General features: G+C 46.2%; 1 protein-coding gene. It reads left to right on the top strand.

Annotated elements, in window-relative coordinates:
- Positions 1 to 1,917 (top strand): mucin-binding protein (locus C1E58_RS12045; RefSeq protein ID WP_193441728.1); only part of this gene is annotated, 1,917 nt, incomplete at both ends.

Genomic DNA, 1,917 nt, shown 5'->3' with positions numbered 1-1,917 from the left:
CTTATATAAGGCTACAGACCAACCATTTGAAGTCGTCGTAAGAGAAAAAGTAGTAACCGTCACCCCAGAAGATCCTAAGAATCCAGGTACTGAGGTGGACCCAGATAATCCAGCCGGACCAGAATGGCCAGATGGCTTGAAGGAAAGTGACCTCAATCAAACCGTCACACGAGTTATCAAGTACCAATACGAAGATGGCTCAGAAGCTCAGCCAGATGTTGTTGAAACGCTGACCTACAAACGTACTGCGACCGTTAACCTAGTGACTAAAGAAGTGACTTATGGTGACTGGACCTCAACTGATGATGACTTCGACAAAGTAGACACACCAGCTATTGCAGGTTACACACCAGACAAGGCAAGTGTCGAAGCTGTTCAGGATGTTCCGGCAACTGATCCAGACACTGAAGTTATCGTTAGATATGTGAAGGACGCTCAAAAAGCCACCATCACCTACAAAGATGACAAAGGTAAAACGCTTGGTACTGTCGATGAAGTCACAGGTAAGTCAGGCGAGCCGATTAACTACACCACCACAGCTCGTATTACAGAGCTCACCAACCAAGGTTATGAAGTGGTGACAGATGGCTTCACCAAAGAAGGTGGACAAGTCTTCGACACAGATAAGGCTACAGACCAACCATTTGAAGTCGTCGTAAGAGAAAAAGTAGTAACCGTCACCCCAGAAGATCCTAAGAATCCAGGTACTGAGGTGGACCCAGATAATCCAGTCGGACCAGAATGGCCAGATGGCTTGAAGGAAAGTGACCTCAATCAAACCGTCACACGAGTTATCAAGTACCAATACGAAGATGGAAGTCAGGCTCAGCCAGATGTTGTCGAAACACTGACCTACAAACGTACCGCGACTGTTAACCTAGTGACTAAAGTAGTGACTCCTGGCGAGTGGATCTCAACTGATAACGACTTCGACAAGGTAGACACACCAGCTATTGCAGGATACACACCAGACAAAGCAAGTGTCGAAGCTGTTCAGGATGTTCCGGCAACTGATCCAGACACTGAAGTTATCGTTAGATATGTGAAAGATGCCCAAAAAGCTACCATCACATACCAAGATGAAGGTGGCAAACAGCTAGGTGCTGTGGATGAGGTGACTGGTAAGTCAGGTGAGCCAATCAGCTACACCACAACAGCTCGTATTACAGAGTTAACAAACCAAGGCTATGAAGTGGTTCGTGATGACTTCACCAAAGACGGTGGACAAGTCTTCGATACTGACAAGGCTATCGACCAAGCCTTCACTGTTGTTGTGAAAGCTAAAACTGTTACAGTCACCCCAGAAGATCCTAAAAATCCAGGTACACCAGTAGATCCAGGCAAGCCAGACGGACCAAAATGGCCAGATGGAGTCAAAGAAAGTGACCTCAATCAAACCGTCACACGAGTTATCAAGTACCAATACGAAGATGGCTCAGAAGCTCAGCCAGATGTCGTTGAAACGCTGACCTACAAACGTACTGCGACCGTTAACCTAGTGACTAAAGAAGTGACTTATGGTGACTGGACCTCAACTGATGATGACTTCGACAAAGTAGACACACCAGCTATTGCAGGTTACACACCAGACAAGGCAAGTGTCGAAGCTGTTCAGGATGTTCCGGCAACTGATCCAGACACTGAAGTTATCGTTAGATATGTGAAAGATGCCCAAAAAGCTACCATCACTTACCAAGATGAAGGTGGCAAACAGCTAGGTGCTATTGATGAGGTGACTGGTAAGTCAGGTGAGCCAATCAGCTACACCACAACAGCTCGTATTACAGAGTTAACAAACCAAGGTTATGAAGTGGTTCGTGATGACTTCACCAAAGACGGTGGACAAGTCTTCGATACTGACAAGGCTATCGACCAAGCCTTCACTGTTGTTGTGAAAGCTAAAACTGTTACAGTCAC

This window comes from Streptococcus suis (assembly GCF_002964575.1).
Taxonomy (GTDB): domain Bacteria; phylum Bacillota; class Bacilli; order Lactobacillales; family Streptococcaceae; genus Streptococcus; species Streptococcus suis_R.
The sequence above is the reverse complement of the archived record's forward strand: the minus strand, read 5'-3'. Positions and strand labels throughout refer to the sequence as shown.